Source organism: Halomonas smyrnensis AAD6 (assembly GCF_000265245.1).
Classification (GTDB): domain Bacteria; phylum Pseudomonadota; class Gammaproteobacteria; order Pseudomonadales; family Halomonadaceae; genus Halomonas; species Halomonas smyrnensis.
Map to the genome: position 1 here is coordinate 319604 of NZ_AJKS02000001.1, position 18697 is coordinate 338300.

The 18697-nt window shown below is 67.3% G+C and carries 15 protein-coding genes; 11 read left to right on the top strand and 4 right to left on the bottom strand.

The window, feature by feature from the left end; all coding sequences use genetic code 11:
• Positions 1–277: 277 nt before the first annotated feature.
• The gene (tsaD, locus tag UYS_RS0201495; protein ID WP_026068274.1) at positions 278–1318 is read right to left on the bottom strand and encodes a tRNA (adenosine(37)-N6)-threonylcarbamoyltransferase complex transferase subunit TsaD; all 1041 of its coding nucleotides are present in this window, start codon (positions 1316–1318) and stop codon (positions 278–280) included.
• Positions 1319–1596: 278 nt separating this feature from the next.
• On the opposite strand from tsaD, the gene rpsU reads away from it, so the two are divergent.
• From rpsU to rpoD, 3 genes are all read left to right on the top strand, one after another.
• Entirely contained in the window at positions 1597–1812 is a 216-nt protein-coding gene (gene rpsU / locus UYS_RS17800; protein WP_013333229.1) for a 30S ribosomal protein S21, read from the top strand.
• A gap of 130 nt (positions 1813–1942) precedes the next feature.
• Positions 1943–3781 (top strand): DNA primase, encoded by a 1839-nt coding sequence (gene dnaG / locus UYS_RS0201500; protein ID WP_016853717.1) that lies wholly within the window; start codon positions 1943–1945, stop codon positions 3779–3781.
• Between the two features lie 234 nt (positions 3782–4015).
• Complete coding sequence (rpoD, locus tag UYS_RS0201505; protein WP_026068275.1) at positions 4016–5857, top strand: RNA polymerase sigma factor RpoD; 1842 nt, start codon at positions 4016–4018, stop codon at positions 5855–5857.
• 126 nt (positions 5858–5983) lie between these two features.
• Here rpoD and UYS_RS0201510 read toward each other — a convergent pair whose 3' ends face one another.
• Together UYS_RS0201510 and UYS_RS0201515 are read right to left on the bottom strand one after the other, a co-directional pair.
• Entirely contained in the window at positions 5984–6634 is a 651-nt protein-coding gene (locus tag UYS_RS0201510) for a hypothetical protein (RefSeq protein WP_016853719.1), read from the bottom strand.
• Positions 6635–6682: 48 nt separating this feature from the next.
• Positions 6683–7639, bottom strand: a complete 957-nt coding sequence (locus UYS_RS0201515) for a LysR substrate-binding domain-containing protein (RefSeq protein ID WP_016853720.1) — start codon at positions 7637–7639, stop codon at positions 6683–6685.
• Between the two features lie 159 nt (positions 7640–7798).
• Between UYS_RS0201515 and UYS_RS0201520 the strand changes: the two genes are divergently transcribed.
• Complete coding sequence (locus UYS_RS0201520) at positions 7799–9178, top strand: L-serine ammonia-lyase (protein WP_016853721.1); 1380 nt, start codon at positions 7799–7801, stop codon at positions 9176–9178.
• Positions 9179–9272: 94 nt separating this feature from the next.
• On the opposite strand, the gene UYS_RS0201525 is transcribed toward UYS_RS0201520, so the two are convergent.
• On the bottom strand, positions 9273–10166 hold the full coding sequence (locus UYS_RS0201525; protein ID WP_016853722.1) for a LysR family transcriptional regulator: 894 nt from the start codon (positions 10164–10166) through the stop codon (positions 9273–9275).
• Positions 10167–10301: 135 nt separating this feature from the next.
• On the opposite strand from UYS_RS0201525, the gene UYS_RS0201530 reads away from it, so the two are divergent.
• From UYS_RS0201530 to dgcA, 7 genes are all read left to right on the top strand, one after another.
• Positions 10302–11411: an S-(hydroxymethyl)glutathione dehydrogenase/class III alcohol dehydrogenase gene (locus tag UYS_RS0201530; protein ID WP_016853723.1), complete on the top strand. Its 1110-nt coding sequence runs from the start codon at positions 10302–10304 to the stop codon at positions 11409–11411.
• Positions 11412–11623: 212 nt separating this feature from the next.
• Positions 11624–12481 carry an S-formylglutathione hydrolase gene (gene fghA, locus UYS_RS0201535; protein ID WP_016853724.1) on the top strand — a complete coding sequence of 286 codons (858 nt, stop codon included), beginning with the start codon at positions 11624–11626 and terminating at the stop codon, positions 12479–12481.
• Positions 12482–12822: 341 nt separating this feature from the next.
• Positions 12823–13959 carry a choline metabolism transcriptional regulator GbdR gene (gene gbdR, locus UYS_RS0201540; RefSeq protein ID WP_016853725.1) on the top strand — a complete coding sequence of 379 codons (1137 nt, stop codon included), beginning with the start codon at positions 12823–12825 and terminating at the stop codon, positions 13957–13959.
• Between the two features lie 71 nt (positions 13960–14030).
• On the top strand, positions 14031–14732 hold the full coding sequence (gene mtgA / locus UYS_RS0201545) for a monofunctional biosynthetic peptidoglycan transglycosylase (RefSeq protein ID WP_016853726.1): 702 nt from the start codon (positions 14031–14033) through the stop codon (positions 14730–14732).
• A gap of 142 nt (positions 14733–14874) precedes the next feature.
• On the top strand, positions 14875–15852 hold the full coding sequence (locus tag UYS_RS0201550) for a dipeptidase (RefSeq protein ID WP_016853727.1): 978 nt from the start codon (positions 14875–14877) through the stop codon (positions 15850–15852).
• A gap of 144 nt (positions 15853–15996) precedes the next feature.
• Positions 15997–16554, top strand: a complete 558-nt coding sequence (locus tag UYS_RS0201555; protein WP_016853728.1) for a DUF5943 domain-containing protein — start codon at positions 15997–15999, stop codon at positions 16552–16554.
• A 13-nt stretch (positions 16555–16567) separates the two neighbouring features.
• On the top strand, positions 16568–18640 hold the full coding sequence (gene dgcA, locus UYS_RS0201560) for a dimethylglycine demethylation protein DgcA (protein WP_016853729.1): 2073 nt from the start codon (positions 16568–16570) through the stop codon (positions 18638–18640).
• Positions 18641–18697: the final 57 nt, after the last annotated feature.

Here is an 18697-nt window from a genome sequence, read left to right on the forward strand (position 1 = left end):
GGGGGCGGTTTTCGTTGGGCGGTTCCCGGTCGTCAGCCTCCGGCCGGCGGCTCGAGCCCGTCCATCGGCCAGCGCGGCACGGCCTGCATCCGGCCGACCTCGTCGCGCTCTCCCGCCAGCAGTCGCTGCGCGCCGTGACCATAGAAAGCGTGATCATGCGCTGCCAGTTGGCGGCTCGAGCCCGTCCATCGGCCAGCGCGGCACGGCCTGCATCCGGCCGATTTCGTCGCGTTCTCCCGCCAGCAGTCGCTGCGCGCCGTGACCATAGAAAGCGCGATCATGCGCTGCCAGTTGGCGGCTCGAGCCCGTCCATCGGCCAGCGCGGCACGGCTTGCATCCGGCCGATCTCGTCGCGTTCTCCCGCCAGCAGTCGCTGTGCTCCCACATAGGCGATCATCGCCCCGTTGTCGGTGCAGAAGCGTCCGCGCGGATAGAAGACCTCGGCGCTGCGCTTGGCGGCCTCGAGGCCGAGGCGCTCGCGCAGGCGGGCGTTGGCGCTGACGCCGCCGGCCACCACCAGCCGCTTGAGGCCGGTCTGGTCGAGGGCGCGACGGCACTTGATCACCAGGGTGTCGACCACGGCCTCCTCGAAGGCGCGGGCCACGTCGGCGCGGGCGGCGTCATCGAGCTCGCCGTCGGCCTCGAGCCTGCGGATCGCGGTCAGGGTGTGGGTCTTGAGTCCGGAGAAGCTGAAATCCAGCCCCGGGCGGTCGGTCATCGGCCGCGGGAAGCGAAAGCGCGACGGATCGCCGGTCTCGGCCAGGCGCGCCACGGCGGGGCCGCCGGGGTAGTCCAGGCCGAGCATCTTGGCGGCCTTGTCGAAGGCCTCGCCGGCGGCGTCGTCCACCGATTCGCCGAGCAGGCGATAGCGGCCGAGGCCCTCGACCTCGACCAGCTGGGTGTGGCCGCCGGAGACCAGCAGCGCCACGAAGGGAAAGGCGGGCGGGGCATCCTCGAGCATCGGCGCCAGCAGATGGCCCTCCATGTGGTGCACGCCGAGCACCGGAATGTCGAGCGCCCGGGCCATGCCGTGGGCGGTGCTGGCGCCGACCATCAGCGCGCCCACCAGGCCGGGCCCGGCGGTGTAGGCGATGGCGTCCAGCTCGCCGCGGCTCACGCCGGCCTCATCGAGCACGGTCTGGATCAGCGGCAGCAGGCGGCGGGTGTGGTCGCGGCTGGCCAGCTCCGGCACCACACCGCCGTATTCGGCGTGCATGGCGATCTGGCTGTGGAGGGCGTCGGCCGCGAGGCCGCGCTCGGTGTCATAGAGGGCGACGCCGGTCTCGTCGCAGGAGGTCTCGATGCCCAGTACACGCATGGTCATGGCTCGGTACAGCGGAAAGGGCGTCATTCTACGCCTTTTGGTCGTGCCGCGGCAGGGGCGGAGGGCGAAACGGTTTGCATGGCCGTGGTACGACGACTAGAATACTGTGCGCTGCAAGACTGGGTCGTGCGCCCAGGGGCAGGCTCCCTGTTTCTCCCTTCCATCGTTTCGGCCCGCCTCGCGTGGTCGTCGGCGTCAGCGGGACATGGCGAGCGTCCCTGAAGGCGTGCGTTCAAACCGAACTCAAGTTTTTCAAGGTAGGTGAGTGCTTAATGCCTTCTGTTAAAGTACGCGATAACGAGCCGTTTGACGTCGCACTGCGTCGCTTCAAGCGTTCCTGTGAAAAAGCCGGTGTTCTGTCCGAGGTTCGCCGCCGCGAGCAGTACGAGAAGCCGACCGCAGAGCGCAAGCGCAAGGCGGCTGCCGCCGTCAAGCGTCACGCCAAGAAGCTTCAGCGTGAGCGCAAGCGTTTCGAACGGCTCTATTGATCCGTACTTGGGCCGGCCCGCTGGCTAGCGGATCGGCTCGGGAGGAGCGCCAAGCGGCCGCCGTTCGGTGGCCGCTTGTTTTTTCGCCCGTTCTCAGGGGCCTGGCTTTCAAACCCGACTGGATTGCCTGATGGCCGGTCAGATCCCGCAGCGTTTCATCGATGACCTGCTGGCTCGCGTCGACGTGGTCGAGGTGGTCGGCGAGCGGGTCAAGCTCAAGAAGGCCGGACGCAATCATTCCGGTCTCTGTCCCTTCCACCAGGAAAAGTCGCCGTCCTTTACCGTCAGCGCCGACAAGCAGTTCTACCACTGCTTCGGCTGCGGTGCCCACGGTAACGCGCTGCGCTTCCTGATGGAGTACGACAACCTGCGCTTCCCCGAGGCGGTGGAGCATCTCGCCGCCCGGCTGGGGCTCGAGGTGCCGCGCGAGGGCGCCGACGATCCGCGGGCCCAGGCCCGGGAGCGCAAGCGCAAGGAAGGCGTCAACCTGCTCGAGCTCTCGGCGAGCTTCTTCCGCGAGCGCCTGAAGATGCCCGAAGGGCAGGGCGCGCGGGAGTACATCGAGCGGCGCGGGCTGTCGCCGGAAGTCGTGCGCGACTTCGGCATCGGCTATGCCCCGGGCGGCTGGGAGTCGCTCAAGCGGCATCTCGGCGAGCAGGGCGTCGCCGAGCCGGTGCAGATCGAATACGGCCTGCTGGTGCACCGCGAGGACAGCGGGCGCACCTATGATCGCTTCCGCGATCGGGTGATGTTTCCGATCCGCGATATCCGCGGACGCACCATCGCCTTCGGCGGGCGGGTGCTGGGCGATGCCAAGCCCAAGTACCTGAACTCCCCGGAGACACCGGTCTTTCACAAGGGGCGCGAGCTGTACGGCCTCTACGAGGCGCGTCAGGCCAATCCGCGCCTCGAGCGACTGGTGATCGTCGAGGGTTACATGGACGTGGTGGCGCTCGCCCAGTTCGGCATCCGCAATGCGGTGGCCACCCTGGGCACGGCCACCACCGAGGATCATCTCGGACGGCTGTTCCGCATGGTCGACGAGGTGGTGTTCTGCTTCGACGGCGACCGCGCCGGGCGCCAGGCGGCGAGCCGGGCGCTGGAGACGGTGCTGCCGCAGATGATCGACGGCCGCCAGGCGCGCTTCCTGTTCCTGCCCGACGGCGAGGATCCGGATACCCTGGTGCGCCGCGAGGGGGCCGAGGCCTTCAAGGATCGCGTCACCTGTGCCAGTCCGCTGTCGGAGTTCCTCTTCGAGCAGGCCGCCGAAGGGCGCGACCTGGAGCGGCTGGAGGAACGCGAGCGCTTCGCCAGCCGGGTGCTGGGCGCCATCGGCCGGCTGCCCGCCGGGGTGATGAAGTCGCTGCTGCTGACGGAACTCTCGCGTCGCACCGGCGTCGACCAGTCGAGCTTCGAATCGCTGATGTCCCGCGACGAGGCCGTGGTCGACGAGGCGCCGCCCGCGGAAGCGCCGCCGGAGTGGGCGGACTCGGCGCCGCCCCGGGGCGAGGCGCCGGGGCGCGGTCGACCGGCCGCCGGCGCTCAGGCGTCGCTGGGCCAGATGGCCCGGGCGCTGCAGCTGCTGGTGCACGAGCCGACGCTGGTCGAGCGGCTGCCCGAGGATGACGACTGGTGCGACCAGAGCGACCCGGATGCCGGGCTGTGCCGCGAGGTGGTGCGCCTGCTTCGGGCCGGCGGCTACCGCAGTGCCCAGGTGCTGCTGGCCCACTTCCACGGCACGCCGGAGGGCGAGCGCCTGGCGAGCCTGGCGCGCAAGCCGCTGGAGATGCCGCGCGGAGTGCGTGGCACCGAGCTGGATAACTGGGTGGCCTACTTTCAGCGCCACCGGCAGCGGCAGTCGCCGCAGCAGGAGTATGACGCCCTGCTGGCGCGGGAGCGCGCCGGGGAGCGGCTGTCCAAGGAGGAGCGCCAGCGGCTGATGGTGCTGCTGACCGAGCTGAAGGGATGAGGGTTCGCGGTGCGTCGCCAACTGGCGCCGGCCTTGAAATCCCGCCTACCATCACCATATAGATAGCGTCCCCTGAGCGGAACGCAACCAGACACGCTAACACACCTGAATGACCGCGCAAATACGCCGAACTGGCAAAACAGCGGTCTTACCCGCTATACTGTTCGGCTTATCGAGTTTTCTCCGCTTCAGTGCTTCAGGTGCTTCATTCTTCTTCGTCGAGATAGGGTTTCTATGGCTGGAAATGCGCAGCAGCAGTCACGTCTGAAGGAGTTGATCGCGCGCGGCAAGGAACAGGGCTTCCTGACCTATGCCGAGGTCAACGACCATCTTCCCGAGGATATCGCCGACCCCGATCAGGTGGAAGACATCATCGGCATGATCAACGACATGGGTATCAATGTCGTCGAGGAAGCGCCTGATGAAGATACCCTGATGATGGCCGATCACTCCACCGATGAATCGGCTGCCGAAGAGGCCGTGGCGGCCCTGGCGGCGGTGGAGAGCGACGTGGGCCGCACCACCGACCCGGTGCGCATGTACATGCGCGAGATGGGCACGGTCGAGCTGCTGACCCGCGAAGGCGAGATCGAGATCGCCAAGCGCATCGAGGAAGGCACCCGCGAGGTGATGTCGGCCCTGGCCTATCTGCCGGGCGCCGTGGACTCCATCCTCGAGGCCTACGATGCCACCCAGGACGAGGAGGCCCCGGGCCGCCTGTCCGACCTGTTTTCCGGCTTCATCGACCCCGACGAGGGGATCCCCGGCGTCGCCGAGGCGGACGTGCCCGAAGAGCCGGTCGTCGCCGAGGGCGAGGCCAGCGAGGATGACGAGGACGCCGAGGACGAGGACGACAGCGGCGGCGGCCCGGACCCGGAAGAGGCCCGTGCCCGCTTCGAGCAGATCCGCGAGCAGAACGAGTCGGCGCGTCAGGCCATCGACGCCAACGGTCGTGCCTCCGCCCAGGCCCAGGCCGAGCTGGCGCGTCTCGCCGAGCTGTTCTCGCCGATCAAGCTGGTGCCCAAGCACTTCGAGCGTCTGGTCGGTCAGGTGCGCATCAGCGTCGAGCAGATCCGGGCCCAGGAAAAGGCCGTGATGCAGCTGTGCGTCAAGAAGGCCAAGGTGCCGCGCAAGACCTTCATCAAGGCCTTCCCCGGCAACGAGTCGCGCCAGGACTGGCTCGACGACTTCATGGCCGAGCAGACCAAGTACGCCGACAAGCTCGCCGTCTTCAAGGGTGACATCCAGCGCTCCCAGCGCAAGATCGCCTTCGAGGAGGAGATGATCCAGCTGCCGGTGACCGACATCAAGGAGGTCAACCGCCGGCTCTCCATCGGCGAGGCCAAGGCCCGCCGCGCCAAGAAGGAGATGGTCGAGGCCAACCTGCGTCTGGTCATCTCGATCGCCAAGAAGTACACCAACCGCGGCCTGCAGTTCCTGGACCTGATCCAGGAGGGCAACATCGGCCTGATGAAGGCGGTGGACAAGTTCGAGTACCGTCGCGGCTACAAGTTCTCGACCTATGCCACCTGGTGGATCCGTCAGGCGATCACCCGCTCCATCGCCGACCAGGCACGCACCATCCGTATCCCGGTGCACATGATCGAGACGATCAACAAGCTCAACCGCGTCTCCCGCCAGATGCTGCAGGAGATGGGGCGCGAGCCGACCCCGGAAGAGCTGGGCGAGCGCCTCGAGATGCCGGAAGACAAGGTGCGCAAGGTGCTGAAGATCGCCAAGGAGCCGATCTCCATGGAGACGCCCATCGGTGACGACGACGATTCGCACCTGGGCGACTTCATCGAGGACGGCACCATGGTGCTGCCGATCGACTCGGCCACCGGCGAAGGCCTGATCGAGGCCACCCGCAACGTGCTCGGCGGCCTGACCGCCCGCGAGGCGAAGGTGCTGCGCATGCGCTTCGGCATCGACATGAACACCGACCACACCCTCGAGGAGGTCGGCAAGCAGTTCGACGTGACCCGTGAGCGGATCCGTCAGATCGAGGCCAAGGCGCTGCGCAAGCTGCGTCATCCGTCACGCTCCGAGCCGCTGCGCTCCTTCCTCGACGAGTGATCGTCGGGCCGGCCGTGTGCCGGCCTCGGCATGCCCTGCTTGAAATGCCCCGCCTGAAACGACGACGCCCGCGGCCATGGCCGCGGGCGTCGTCGTTTGGGCTGCCGGTCTGGCCCGGTCTGGACCTTACCCCCGGCCCTGAAGCCGCTGCTGCCGCCAGCGGCGCGCCAGCAGCATCAGCTCGATCATGGCGATGCACAGCAGGGTATAGCCGAACAGTTCGGTGACCTCCTCGGCGGCGTCCTTGAACACGCGGATGTACTGCTCGCCGAGGACGGCCTCCCACATTTCGCCGCGCCCGTAGAGGCGCGAAAACACGTAGGTGCCGATGAAGCCCGCGGCGAACAGGCCTCCGGAGAAGGTCGTGGCATAGCGCTCGAGCTCGGCGGTGAAGGCGCGGCCGTTGCGGATCACCACGAACAGGATCGGCAGCACCAGCAGGCTCACCAGGATCTGCCAGGCGCCGTCGAAGACGAACTCGTCGAGCCAGGCATCCTGCTCGCGGATCAGCGAGGCGCCGAGCAGGCCGATGACCAGCAGGGTGAGGTGGGGCAGGCGGTCGTCCAGGCGGCGGGCGACGATCGCCAGGATCGTGCCGGCGAGCAGTAGCAGCGACTGCAGCGATTCGGTGAGGCCGATTTCGGAGAAGCGCACGTTCGGCATGTACGTGGCTTCGAAGAGCACGGCCTGCATCAGGGCGGCCACCAGCAGCATGTAGGCGAAGCCGCGCAGGCACAGGTGTCGGAAGCCGATTCGGTCGGCGGAATGTTCGGGCATGGATGAGGCTTCTATCGGTAGAGATGTTAAGGCGGCTAATTATACGTCTCAAGACGAGGTGTTGTCTGCCACCACCGGATGCCGGGAGGGATGCTGTCGCCGCGCTTCCTCCAGCAGCCAGTCGTGGACCGCGCAGATCCGCCGGTCGTCCAGCGAGCCCGCGGCGTGCACGATGCCGTAGTGCATGCCGGTGGCGACGCGCTGTTCGAAGGGCGCCACCAGGGCGCCGGTGTCCAGCTCGCTGGTGATCAGCGTCTGGCGGGCGATGGCCACGCCCATGCCGGCCAGCGCGGCCTCCATGGTCAGGTGGTTGCGGTTGAAAGTGTAGCCGCGTCGAACGTTGATGTAGGGCGCCTCGGTGGCCTGCAGATAGTGTTCCCATTCGCCATAGTCGTGGCTGCCGCGCCAGGCGGTGACGTCGTGCAGCAGCGGATACCAGGCCAGGTCCTCGGGGCGGCGCAGCGGCGGCCGGCCGCGCATCAGCGAGGGCGCGCAGACCGGGAAGATGGTCTCCTCCATCAGCGGCGTGATCGACATGCCGGGGTAGTGGCCGTCGTTGAGATCCAGTGCCAGGTCGAACTCGCCCTCGCGCAGCGAGATGTTGCTGTCCTCGGAGAGGATGTGCAGTTCGATGTCGGGAAAGCGCGCCTGCAGGCGGGGCAGGCGCGGCATCAGCCACTTGTTGAGGAAGGAGGGCACCACGCGCATGCGGATGATTCCGCTCATCACGCCGCTGCGCAGCCGCTTTACCTCCAGGCCCACCGCCTGATAGGCCTCGTCGACCACCGAGGCCAGCCGCCGGCCCTCTTCGGTCAGCGCCAGGCGACGCGGCAGGCGTCGGAACAGCTTGAACCCGAGGCGCTCCTCGAGCTGCTTGATCTGCTGGCTGACGGCGCCGGTGGTGACGTGCAGTTCCTCCGCCGCGCGGGTGAAGGAGAGGTGGCGCGCGCTGACCGCGAAGACCTTCAGCCAGGCATGGGTCTGGGCGTTGAGGAGTCGGCTCATGGTTTAGTCATTCTATATCGTGGGCGAGATATTCTGGATTGTCGTCATGCCCCAGTGCGGACAACATTAAGGTCCAAGGCAAGCCAAGGCCACCAGGCTTTAGTGTAACTGACAACAAGACGGCGTCGGAACGATCCGGCCCCGCCCGAGGTTCTCCCCATGTCCATCAGCGTCTTCGACTTGTTCAAGATCGGCATCGGCCCTTCCAGCTCCCATACCGTCGGCCCGATGCGCGCAGCCTATGACTTCGTTCAGGAACTGCGTCGCCAGGACCTGCTGGAGCGCGTGGCGCGGGTCGAGGTGCATCTCCACGGGTCGCTGTCGTCCACCGGCCAGGGTCATGGCACCGACCAGGCGACCATCATGGGCCTGATGGGCGAGCGCCCCGAGTCGATCAACCCGGATATCGTCACGCCCTGCATCGAGGAGCTGCTGGAGTCCCAGACCCTGCTGCTCGACGGCCATCTGGCGATTCCCTTCCTGTGGGCGCGTGACCTGCAGTGGCACGACGAGAGCCTGCCCTATCACCCCAACGCCATGACCCTGGTGGCCCACGGCCATTCCCAGGAGCTGTACCGCAACATCTACTACTCCGTGGGCGGCGGCTTCGTGGTCGACGAGGCCCAGGCGGCCAGCGGCGAGCTGGACAGCGATACCACCGCGCTGCCCTACGACTTCAACTCCGCCGGCGAGCTTTTGGCGCTGTGTCGCCTGCATGGCCTGCGCATCAGCGAGCTGATGCTGGAGAACGAGAAGGCCTGGCGCAGCGAGGCCGAGATCCGCGCCGGGCTGTGGCGCATCTGGGAGGCCATGCAGGACTGCGTGCAGAAGGGCTTCGAGGGCGAGGGCGTGCTGCCCGGCGGCCTCAACGTCAAGCGCCGCGCCGGCGCCCTGCATCGCCGCCTCGAGGCCATGGAGGACGACGGCAGCCTGATCGCCTCGACCTTCTCCGCCATGGACTGGGTCAACGTCTTCGCCCTGGCGGTCAACGAGGAAAACGCCGCCGGCGGGCGCATGGTTACCGCGCCGACCAACGGCGCGGCCGGCATCATCCCCGCGGTGCTGCACTACTACATGAAGTTTCAGGCCAGCGCCGACGAGCGCTGCGTGGTCGACTTCCTGCTGACCGCCGGAGCCGTGGGCATCCTGTGCAAGAAGAACGCCTCCATCTCCGGCGCCGAGGTCGGCTGCCAGGGCGAGGTGGGCTCGGCCTGCGCCATGGCCGCCGCCGGCCTCACCGAGGTGCTGGGCGGCACCCCGGGGCAGGTGGAGAACGCCGCCGAGATCGGCCTGGAGCACAACCTGGGCCTGACCTGCGACCCGGTCGGCGGCCTGGTCCAGGTGCCCTGCATCGAGCGCAACGCCATCGCCTCGGTGAAGGCGATCAACGCCACCCAGATGGCCCTGCGCGGCGACGGCGAGCACTTCATCTCGCTGGACAAGGCGATCCGCACCATGCGCGATACCGGCGCCGACATGCAGGAGAAGTACAAGGAAACCTCCAAGGGCGGCCTGGCGGTCAACGCCATCGAATGCTGAACCAGTCTCTTTGTCGGGCGGCGGTTGCCGTCCTTGCTGGCGTGCCACTCGGGTGGCGCGCCTTTTTTTTGCCGGATGCCGGTCAGGCGGCCGCTCAGCCGCGGCGCGCCGGCAGGGTGTCGCCGAGATGGGCGACCAGATAGTCGAGGAAGTGCTGCACCTTGGCCGAGCGGTGGCGGTGTTGGGGGTAGACGGCCCACACCGCGGTGTCGCCGTGGCGATAGGCGTCGAGCACGCTGATCAGCTCGCCCCGGGCCAGGTGCTCCTCGACGTAGTAGTCGGGGAGCTGGGCCAGCCCCAGGCCCTTCAGCGCCGCATCGAGCAGCGCCGGGCCGGAGTTGCCGTTCAGCGGGCCGTCGACGCGGATATCGCGGCGCACGCCGTCGACGTCGAAGCGCCAGTAGTCCCGCGAGCCGACCAGGCAGCGGTGATGCGACAGCTCCGAGAGGCTGTGGGGCTGGGCGATGCGGGTGAAGTAGGCGGGCGCGCCGACCACGTATTCGCGCCGCTCGCACAGGCGCCTGGCGATCAGCGAGGAGTCCTTCAGCCGACCCATGCGGATGGCGATGTCGAAGCCCTCGTCGATGATGTCCACCTGGCGATTGGTGAAGTGCATGCGCGCCTCGAGCCGCGGGTTGGCGCACATGAAGTCATGCACCAGCGGCGCGATGAAGCGTTCGCCGAAGGTGGTGGCGCAGGTCAGGCTCAGCAGGCCGGTGGGCGTGTCCTGCAGTTCCTTGACCGCGGTCTCGGCCTCGCGAAAGCCCTCGAACAGGTGCTGACAGTGCTGGTAGTAGAGCTGCCCCGCCTCGGTGAGGCGAATCCGCCGCGTGGTGCGATAGAGCAGGGTCGTGCCCAGCTGATTCTCCAGCTGGCTGACCAGCCGGCTGACATGGGAGCTCGAGACCTTGAGGCGTTCGGCGGCGGCCTTGAAGGCCCCCAGGCGCACGACTTCGATGAAGGCCTCGACGCGGTCCCAGCGTTGCATGCGGGGTGTCCTCCGGTGGCTGGTGCGCTGGATTGTTGTCATGTGGCAACAATGTCATGCGTTTAATGCAGTTTATCCGAGTATGCGGTCTTGCCTAGACTGTGGGAAGGCCAACCCCATTGAGAGGAGTGAATCATGAAGTCACGCGCCGCCGTTGCCCTGGAAGCGGGCAAGCCGCTCGAGCTGACCGAGATCGACGTCGAGGGCCCGAAGGCCGGCGAGGTGCTGGTACGCATGGCCGCCACCAGCGTCTGCCACACCGATGCCTTCACCCTGTCCGGCGCCGATCCGGAGGGCCTGTTCCCGTCCGTGCTGGGCCACGAGGGGGCCGGCGTCGTCGAGGAAGTGGGCGAGGGGGTCACCGGCCTCAAGCCCGGTGACCACGTCATTCCGCTTTATACCGCCGAATGCGGCAAGTGCAAGTTCTGCCTGTCCGGCAAGACCAACCTGTGCCAGGCGGTCCGCGCCACCCAGGGCAAGGGCGTGATGCCCGACGGCACCAGCCGCTTCTCCCTCGACGGCCAGAAGCTGCACCACTACATGGGCTGCTCCACCTTCAGCGAGTATACCGTGGTGCCCGAGGTGTCCCTGGCCGTGGTCTCCAAGGAAGCGCCGCTGGACAAGATCTGCCTGCTGGGCTGCGGTGTGACCACCGGCATCGGCGCGGTCATGAACACCGCCAAGGTCGAGCCGGGCTCCACCGTGGCCGTGTTCGGCCTGGGCGCCATCGGCCTGGCCGTGATCCAGGGCGCGCAGATGGCCAAGGCCAGTCGCATCATCGCCATCGACGTGAACCCGGAGAAGTTCGAGCTGGCCAAGCAGTTCGGCGCCACCGAATTCGTCAATCCGAAGGACTACAGCGACCCCATCCAGCAGGTCATCGTCGACATGACCGACGGCGGCGTCGACTACTCCTTCGAGTGCATCGGCAACGTCAACGTCATGCGCCAGGCGCTGGAGTGCTGCCACAAGGGCTGGGGCGAATCCGTGATCATCGGCGTCGCCGGCGCCGGCGAGGAGATCTCCACCCGGCCGTTCCAGCTGGTCACCGGCCGGGTCTGGAAAGGCTCCGCCTTCGGCGGCGTCAAGGGCCGCACCGAGCTGCCGGGCTACGTCGATCGCTACATGAAGGGCGAGATCAACATCGACGACTTCATCACCCACGACATGCCGTTCGAGAAGATCAACGAGGCCTTCGAGCTGCTGCACAAGGGCGAGAGCATCCGCACCGTGCTGCACTATTGATACGCGCCCGACCCCGCGCGCAGGGCTAACACGCGCCCGACCGCGCGGGGCTGACACGCGTCCGACCTCGCGCGCAGGACTCGATACCTGCCCGTTGCCGCGCGGGGGATTCGCGCCCGCCGCGCTCGCGGCGGGCGTGAACGATCCGCCTTCGATGTCGGGTGTCGCGAATGCGACGCCCGGCAGCTCTCGAATTCCATGAGGAGTCGCTCATGACCATGACCGAACAGCTCGAACTGGTATCGGCCAACCGCAGCTTCGGCGGCTGGCACAAGCGCTATCGCCATCGCTCCCGGGCGCTGGACTGCGAGATGACCTTCGCGATCTACCTGCCGCCCCAGGCGGAGACCGAGCGGGTGCCGCTGCTGTGGTGGCTGTCGGGGCTGACCTGCACCGACGAGAACTTCATGCAGAAGGCCGGCGCCCAGCGCCTGGCCGCGGAGCTCGGCATCGCCATCGTCTGCCCGGACACCAGCCCCCGCGGGCTGAACCTGCCGGGCGAGGACGACAGCTACGACTTCGGCACCGGCGCGGGCTTCTACGTCAACGCCACCCAGGCGCCGTGGAAGGACCACTACCGGATGTACGACTACGTGGCCGAGGAGCTGCCCTCGGTGGTGCGTCAGCACTTCCCGGTCAACGGCCGCGAGGCCATCAGCGGCCACTCCATGGGCGGTCACGGCGCGCTGATCCTGGCCCTGCGTCGCCCCGGGCACTATCGCTCGGTGTCGGCCTTCGCGCCGGTGGTCAACCCGAGCCAGTGTCCCTGGGGCCGCAAGGCCTTCGGCAACTACCTGGGCGAGGACGTCAGCCAGTGGACCCAGTACGATGCCTGCGAGCTGGTGGCGCGTGGCGCCTCCCGTCAGCCGCTGTTCATCGATCAGGGCGAGGCCGACAATTTCCTCGAGGAGCAGCTTTGCCCCGAGCGCCTGGAAGCGGTGTGCGCCGAGCACGACCATCCGCTGACCCTGCGTCGCCAGCCGGGCTATGACCACAGCTACTTCTTCATCGCCAGCTTCATCGACGATCACCTGCGCTACCACGCCGAGCACCTCCACGCCAAGCACTGAGTCGCGCCAGCCGTGCGCCGATGCGGCTCCGCGAGACGCGGTGCCCCGTGAGGTGCCATGTCGGGCCGCCCTGCGGCCCGCGCCGCGCCGCCTCCTCGCAGGCGGCGCCTGTCGTTCCTGCCTTTCGCGTCCATAGCGACGCCTTCATGCCTATCGGCGACTCATTGTCGCGCTGTACCGGGAAAACGCCTCCCGATAGGCAAATTTGACATGCCAGAAAACGACACAGTCGGTAAATTTCGAGGCGTGCATGCCTGTCCGCGACAGGCGGGCCTCCAGGGCAATGTCCTTGCCTGACTCGACAATAACGATGACAACACCACCGTGCTGGAGTATGGACGATGACAAGCGCTCCTCAGACCTCGCGTCATGCCGCCGGGCCGCAGACGCTCGGTTTCCTGTTGCTGGACAACTTCACCCTCATCTCCCTGGCCTCGGCCATCGAACCCCTGCGCATGGCCAATCAGCTGGCCGGGCGCGAGCTCTACCGCTGGTACACCCTGACCCTGGATGGCGGCCCGGTGCGTGCCAGCGATGGCCTGCAGATCACCCCGGATGCCTCCACCACCGTGCCGCTGGCGCTGGACATGGTGATCGTCTGCGGCGGCGTGGGCCCGCAGCGCAGCGTGCAGCGTGAACACGTCGCCTGGCTGCAGTCCGAGGCGCGCCATTCGCGCCGCCTGGGGGCCGTCTGCACCGGGTCCTGGGCCCTGGCCCGCGCCGGGCTGCTCGACGGCTTCGAGGCCAGCGTGCACTGGGAGTGCCTGGCCGCCATGCAGGAGGCCTTTCCCAAGGTCGCCCTGACCACCCGGCTGTTCTCCATCGACCGCGACCGGGCCACGGCCTCCGGCGGCACGGCGCCGATGGACATGATGCTGACCCTGATCGGCCGCGACCACGGCCGCGAACTGGCCGCCGGCATCTCGGAGATGTTCATCTACGACCGCGTGCGCAACGAGCAGGACCAGCAGCGGGTGCCGCTCAAGCACGTGCTGGGCACCACCCAGCCGCGGCTGCTGGAGATCGTGGCGCTGATGGAGGCCAACCTCGAGGAGCCGATCAGCCTCGACGAGCTGGCCGGCTACGTGAACGTGTCGCGGCGCCAGCTGGAGCGGCTGTTCCAGAAGAACCTGCACTGCTCGCCGTCGCGCTACTACCTCAAGCTGCGCCTGACCCGGGCCCGGCAGCTGCTCAAGCAGACGCCGATGTCGATCATCGAGGTGGCCTCGGCCTGCGGCTTCGTCTCCACGCCGCACTTCTCCAAGTGCTATCGGGAATACTTCGGCATCCCGCCCCGCGACGAGCGTCTGGGCTCCAGCGCCGTCGACCTGGTGCCGGTGCAGCTGGGCCAGGATGCCGCCGTCATGCTACAGTCCGCCTCTTTCGAGTCGGTGCCCGACACGCCGGTGTCCGCGGCCATGAGCGCCCTGGACCAGGCCCGAGGGGAGCCGACCTACGCCAGCGTCAGGCTGAGCTAACGCCTGGCGCCGGGAGGGCGCATCCCCATCCTCGGGGAGTGTGCCCCTGACGGAGTGCCGGGCAGGGAGCGATGGGAAACGGATGGCGATGGCTGGCGCGGGTTCTCGGACTCGCGCTGCTCGGCGGGATCGGGCTGAGCGTACTGGCGGTGCTGATGTTCCGGGTGGTGCCGGTGGGCGGCTCCATGGTGATGCTCGAGCGCAAGGTGCAGGCCTGGCGTGACGGCGATGCGCTGGAGATCCGCCAGGACTGGCGCCCGTGGGGCGAGCTGGCCGACAGCGCCAAGCTGGCGGTGATCGCCGCCGAGGATCAGCGCTTCCCCGACCATCATGGCTTCGACCTGATCGAGCTGCGCCGGGCCGTCGAGGCCAGCCTCAGCGGCGGTGACCTGCGCGGCGCCAGCACCCTCAGTCAGCAGACCGCCAAGAACCTCTTCCTGTGGACCGGTCGCAGCTGGGTGCGCAAGGGCCTGGAGGCCTGGTTCACCCTGCTCATCGAGACGCTCTGGCCCAAGGAGCGCATCCTCGAGGTCTATCTCAACATCGCCGAATGGGACGACGGGGTGTTCGGCCTGGAGGCCGCCTCCCGTCACTACTTCGGTGTTCCGGCGTCGCGTCTGAGCAACGCCCAGGCCAGCCGACTGGCCGCCATCCTGCCCAATCCCCGCGGCTGGAGCGCCTCGCGCCCCAGCGGCTACGTGCTGCAGCGCAGCGCCTGGATCCGCGGCCAGATGCGCAATCTCGGCGGTGCCACCTACCTCGAACGTCTCTGACGCGACACCGAATTCGCGGCGTGTCGCGATCGCGACGGGCGTGACGCTTTTGGAATTTTCCCGGTCGTTTCCAGGCGCCGGGGCCCGCGGGGCGGGGGATATGCTGCCGGCGTGACCATGCGCTATTACGGAGCCCCCAGCCATGACCCCTGCCGAGCTGCACCAGGACGCCATCGTCATCGATGGTCTCGTTATCGCCAAGTGGAACCGCGAGCTGTTCGAGGACATGCGCAAGGGCGGCCTCACCGCCGCCAACTGCACCGTGTCCGTCTGGGAAGGCTTCCAGGCCACCGTCGATAACATCGTCAAGACCGACGCCCTGATGGCCGAGTCCAGCGACCTGGTGCGTCCGGTGCGCACCACCGCGGACATCACCCGGGCCAAGGAAGAGGGCAAGACCGGCATCATCTACGGCTTCCAGAACGCCCATGCCTTCGAGGACCAGATCGGCTACGTCGAGATCTTCAAGAAGCTCGGCGTCGGCATCGTGCAGATGTGCTACAACACCCAGAACCTGGTCGGCACCGGCTGCTACGAGCGCGACGGCGGCCTGTCCGGCTTCGGTCGCGAGATCGTCGCCGAGATGAACCGCGTCGGCATCATGTGCGACCTCTCCCACGTCGGCGAGCACACCTCCCGCGAGGTGATCGAGGCCTCCGAGAAGCCGGTGTGCTACTCCCACTGCCTGCCGTCCGGCCTCAAGGAACACCCCCGCAACAAGTCCGACGAGGAACTCAAGTTCATCGCCGACAACGGCGGCTTCGTCGGCGTGACCATGTTCACCCCCTTCCTGCGCGCCGGCGTCGACGCCACCGTCGACGACTACGTCGAGGCCATCGAGTACGTCATGAACATCGTCGGCGAGGATGCCATCGGCATCGGCACCGACTTCACCCAGGGTCACGACAAGCAGTTCTTCGAGTGGCTGACCCACGACAAGGGCTACGCCCGTCGCCTGACCAACTTCGGCAAGATCATCAACCCCGAGGGCATTCGCACCATCGGCGAATTCCCCAACCTCACCGAGGCGCTGCTGAAGCGCGGCATGAGCGAGCGCCAGGTGCGCAAGATCATGGGTGAGAACTGGGTCAATGTCCTGAAGGACGTCTGGGGCGAGTGAGCCCGGTGCGACGGGCCGCGGCCCGTCGCCCTCCCGACCGCGTCACCGCTCGAAGCCGCTTACGCACAGCCAACAACGCCCGAAGCCGCTCCTGCGAGCCCATTGAAGCCCGATAATAATCAGCAAGATTCGAGGAACAAGATCGTGACCAAGATGGCCCCTGAACTGCCGATCGAAGTGGATGCCGACACCGGTATCTGGACCACCGACGCCCTGCCGATGCTCTACGTGCCGCGTCACTTCTTCATCAACAACCACGTCGCCGTGGAAGAGGCCCTGGGGGCCGAGAAGTACGCCGAGATCCTCTACGATGCCGGCTACAAGAGCGCCTGGCACTGGTGCGAGAAGGAGGCCGAATGCCACGGCCTCGAGGGCGTCGATGTCTTCGAACACTACATGAAGCGCCTCTCTCAGCGCGGCTGGGGGCTGTTCATCACCGAGGACATCGACCTCGACGCCGGCACCTGCCGCGTGCGCCTCGAGCACAGCGCCTTCGTCTATCAGATGGGCAAGGTCGGCCGGAAGATCGAATACATGTTCACCGGCTGGTTCGCCGGCGCCATGGACCAGATCCTCGCCGCCCGCGGCAGCGACTTGCGCACCGTCGCCGAGCAGACCCAGAGCGGCGCCGAAGAAGGCTGCGACGTCGGCGTCTTCGTGACCCGTCCGATCGCCGACATCTCGAACAACGCGCAGGGCTGAGGAGGCATCACCCATGGCATTCGACGCGATCTTCCAGCCGATCGAGATCGGCAACCTCATCATTCGCAACCGCGTGGTCAGCACCGCCCACGCCGAGGTCTACGCGACCGACGGCGGCATGACCACCGACCGCTACGTCAAGTACTACGAAGAGAAGGCCAAGGGCGGCTGCGGCCTGTGCATCTGCGGCGGCTCCTCGGTGGTCTCCATCGACAGCCCGCAGGCCTGGTGGAGCTCGGTGAACCTGTCCACCGACCGCATCATCCCGCACTTCCAGAATCTGGCCGACGCCGTGCACAAGCACGGCGGCAAGATCATGATCCAGATCACCCACATGGGTCGTCGCTCGCGCTGGGACGGCTTCAACTGGTCGACCCTGCTGTCGCCGTCCGGCATCCGCGAGCCGGTGCACCGCTCTACCTGCAAGACCATCGAGGAGGAGGAGATCTGGCGCATCATCGGTGACTTCGCCCAGGCCGCGCGCCGGGCGAAGGAAGGCGGCCTGGACGGCGTCGAGCTGTCCGCCGTGCACCAGCACCTGATCGACCAGTTCTGGAGCCCGCGCGTCAACAAGCGCACCGACCAGTGGGGCGGCAGTTTCGAGAACCGCATGCGCTTCGGCATGGAAGTGCTCAAGGCCGTGCGCGCCGAGGTCGGCGACGACTTCACGGTCGGCCTGCGCATCTGCGGCGACGAGTTCCACCCGGACGGCCTGTCGCACGACGACATGAAGCAGATCGCCGCCTACTACGATGCCACCGGCCAGGTGGACTTCTTCGGCGTGGTCGGCTCGGGCTGCGACACCCACGACACCCTGGCCAACGTCATCCCCAACATGTCCTTCCCGCCGGAGCCGTTCCTGCACCTGGCGGCGGGCATCAAGGAAGTGGTCTCCAAGCCGGTGATCCACGCCCAGAACATCAAGGACCCGAACCAGGCCAGCCGCATCCTCGAGGGGGGCTACGTGGACCTGGTGGGCATGACCCGCGCGCACATCGCCGACCCGCACCTGATCACCAAGATCAAGATGGACCAGGTCGACCAGATCCGGCAGTGCGTCGGCGCCAACTACTGCATCGACCGCCAGTACCAGGGGCTGGACGTGCTGTGCATCCAGAATGCCGCGACCTCCCGCGAGTACATGGGCCTGCCGCACATCATCGAGCCGAGCGAAGGCAGGAAGCGCAAGGTGGTGGTGGTCGGCGGTGGCCCCGGCGGCATGGAGGCGGCCCGCGTGGCCGCCGAGCGTGGCCATGACGTGACCCTGTTCGAGGCCGCCGAGGCCATCGGCGGGCAGATCACCACCGCCGCCAAGGCGCCGCAGCGCGACCAGATCGCCGGCATCACCCGCTGGTACCAGCTCGAGCTGGCCCGCCTCAACGTCGACCAGCGCCTCGGCACCTATGCCGACGAGGCCACCATCAAGGACCTCAAGGCCGACATCGTGGTGCTGGCCACCGGCGGCAAGCCGTACCTGGACCAGCATCCCGAGTGGGGCTACTCCGAGAACCCCGAGGAGAGCCTGATCGTCAGCACCTGGGACGTGCTCAACGGCAAGGTCGAGCCGGGCAAGAACGTGCTGATCTACGACGCCCTGTGCGAGTTCGCCGGCATGTCCGCGGCCGACTACCTGGCCGACAAGGGCGCCAAGGTCGAGATCGTCACCGACGACATCAAGCCCGGTGCGGCGGTCGGCGGCACCACCTTCCCGACCTACTACCGCAGCCTCTACGAGAAGGAGGTGATCATGACCTCCGACCTGATGCTGCATAAGGTCTATCGCGAGGGCGATTCCCTGGTGGCGGTGCTCGAGAACGAGTACACCGGCCAGCAGGAGGAGCGCGTGGTCGATCAGATCGTGGTCGAGAACGGCGTGCGCCCGGACGAGGGGCTCTACTACGCGCTCAAGCAGGAGTCGCGCAACAAGGGCCAGGTGGATCTCGAGGCGCTGTACGACATCAAGCCGCAGCCCTGCCTGAGCGAGGACGGCGACGGCTTCCTGCTGTTCCGTCTGGGCGACTGCACCGCGCCGCGTAACACCCATGCCGCGATCTACGACGCCCTGCGCCTCTGCAAGGACTTTTAACCCCTCGCTGGAAGTCCGAAGCTTGGAGCTGGAAGGAATCCCCGCGCGTTGCGCCCT